General features: G+C 64.6%; 1 protein-coding gene. It reads left to right on the top strand.

The genetic code is table 11. The features are described 5' to 3' along the window. Positions 1-651: 651 nt before the first annotated feature. A complete protein-coding gene (locus AC0L3X_RS46810; RefSeq protein ID WP_473317574.1) occupies positions 652-2,664 on the top strand; it encodes a ParB/RepB/Spo0J family partition protein in 2,013 nt (670 codons plus the stop codon). Positions 2,665-2,788 lie beyond the last annotated feature (124 nt).

The following is a 2,788-nucleotide window of genomic DNA, read 5'->3' as shown; positions in this document are numbered from 1 at the left end:
ATATGAGCGCAAGCGATCCGAGCATGCTGCCCGAGCCAATCCTTGCAAGTCGGGGGCCGTCCACATATGAACCGAGCGCGTTGCGTCTCGGCCATTCGGCTTCGATCCCTCACGCAAGCAGATATAATGTGTCGCTCGCCGGAGGCACTCGCACGAAGGGCTGCCGCTGCGCGGCACCGCTATCACTGCCCGTCGCGCGGGTGCCTTGTTAACCGGTCTCGCGACTGCACTCGGTCCCGGGTCCCGCCGCTACGCGTCGGCGCTATGCTGACCCTCCTGCGGGTGCCTCTTTTGATTCTCTCACTCTGCTCTTGTTTTCGATCTCTTGTTTTGGCCTGCGCTGACTTGCTCAACGTTCTAACGCTTGAGACCTAATGGGCGCTGCCCCTCGCGCGCGCCAGGGTAAAGCGCCGGCTGGCGCCGGCGCCGACCCGAGCGGTCTCCCCGGTCTTCCGTGCTTTCGAGGGCGTCACCTTCTCGAACGGCTGACATGCGCTCGTGCAGACCCGCGTCTATCGAGCGGCCCTTGCGGGCGGGCGATCCCCCTCCGCTCGGGTCGCCCTGGCGCTTGCTACCCCCGGTCTCGCCGACGGGCAGGGGTGCAGGCGCGGAGTGCGCGCTGCACCCATGGAAGCAAAAGGAAGAATGATCATGTCGGCCAAATCAGTTGAAATCATTCCCGCGAACGGGACGGAGGTTTTCATTCCGCTCAACAAGCTCAAGAAGTCCCCGAACAATGCGCGCAAGACGCCGCACAGCGAGGCGGCGATCGAGGGTTATGCGGCGAGTATTGCCGCCAAGGGCATCCTGCAAAATCTGGTGGTTGAGCCCGAGTTCGACGGAGCGGGAACGGCCACGGGGTTCTATCTCGTGACCATCGGCGAGGGCAGGCGGCTTGCACAGCTGCTGCGGGTGAAGCGGAAGGAGATCAAGAAGACCGAGCCGATCCGCTGCATCATCGACACCGCGAATGACCCCCACGAAATCAGCCTGGACGAGAATGTCACCCGCGAAAACATGTATCCCGCCGATCAGTTCGAGGCGTTCAGGAGGCTTGCGGAGGAGCGTGGCTTCGGCGCGGAGGAGATCGCCGCGCGCTTCGGGGTGACGCCGCATGTGGTGCGGCAACGCCTGCGGTTGGGTGCGGTTTCGCCAAAATTGATCGAGCTCTATCGCGATGGCGAACTGATCTTGGAGCAGTTGATGGCTTTTGCCATCACCGACGATCAGGCTCGGCAAGAAGGCGTCTATGAGCGTCTGTCCTACGACCGTGATGCCAGCACGATCCGGCGTCTGCTCACCGAAACCCATGTCGCTGCAACCGATCGCCGCGCGCGGTTTGTCGGGCTCGAGGCCTATATCGAGGCAGGCGGTACGATCCTGCGCGACCTCTTTACCGAGGATCGCGGCGGCTATCTGGAAGACGTGGCGCTGCTCGATCTCCTGGTGACAGCACGGCTTGGCCGGGAGGCGGACGCCTTACGGGCAGCCGAGGGATGGAAGTGGACGGAGCCCCATCTCGACTTCCCGCACGCCCACGGCATGCGCCGTGCCTACCCGCATCCGGTCGACCTTTCGGCGGAAGATCAGACCGCCCTTGAGGTCGCTCAAACGGAGTTCGACCGGCTGACCGAACAGCATCAGACAGCCGACGAACTGCCTGACGAGGTAGATGCGCGGCTTGGCGAGTTGGAGAACCAAATCGAGCAGTTTGAGGCGAAACGGCAGGCCTACGATCGCGGCGACGTCACGCGCGGTGGCGCGTTCGTCATCCTTAATCATGACGGCAGCGTCAGGATCGAACGGGGTTTCATCCGCGCCGAGGACGACAAAACCCATCCCGAAGCTGAGGAGGACGGTGACGGACTGGCCTCGGATGAGGAGGGTGGCGGCGACGATCAAGCCACCCGCGATGGTGAAGGAGGCGACGAGGAAAACGAGGAAGAAGAGGGGGAACAGAGACTGTCCGACACGCTGGTTCGCGACCTCTCCGCGCATCGCACCTTGGGGCTGCGCCTCAATCTGAGTGAGCAGCCAGACGTCGCCATCGTGGCGGCCACCCATGCGCTCGCCGCGCAAATCTTCTATACCGGGGCCAATGCCCATGTGGTCGGCATTCAACCGGTCAAGACGGATTTGGCCACGCATGCGGTCGGAATCGAGGACACTCCGGCTGGGAAAACTTGGTCGGATCGCCATGCCAATTGGGCGAGGCAAATGCCGCGAGACGCGGCTCAGCTGTGGGAATTCGTGGTCGAACTCGATCACGACAGCCGCATGGCGCTGTTCGCCCATTGCACCGCATTGACGGTCAATGCGGTCAAATTGCCATTTGACCTTCGGCCGCGCGCCTTGGCGGCGGCCAGCCGTTTGGCGGGCGTCGTCGCCCTCGACATGACCGGATACTGGCGGCCGACGGTGCGAAGCTATCTCGGCCGGGTCACCAAGGCCGGCATCCTTGAGGCCGTCCGCGAAGGCGTCAGCGGGGAGGCCGCCGAACGCATCTCGGGAATGAAAAAGGCCGAGATGGCAGCTGCCGCCGAGCAGTCGTTGGCGGCAACCGGCTGGTTGCCGCTGTTGCTGCGGACGGCCAAGACGCAGGAGCAGGCTCGCGCGCCAGACAATACGCAAGGGTATGATTTCTGTTCGCAGGCTGCGGAGTAAGAGGTGAGCCGGGGTCGCAAGGACGGCCCCGGCGCCCATCAAATTCCGGCCGGGGGGGGGGGGGGGGGGGGGGGGGGGGGGGGGGGGGGGGGGGGGGGGGGGGGGGGGGGGGGGGGGGGGGGGG

The sequence above is a fragment of the Bradyrhizobium sp. MI1.7 genome (assembly GCF_055811795.1).
The sequence above is the reverse complement of the archived record's forward strand: the minus strand, read 5'-3'. Positions and strand labels throughout refer to the sequence as shown.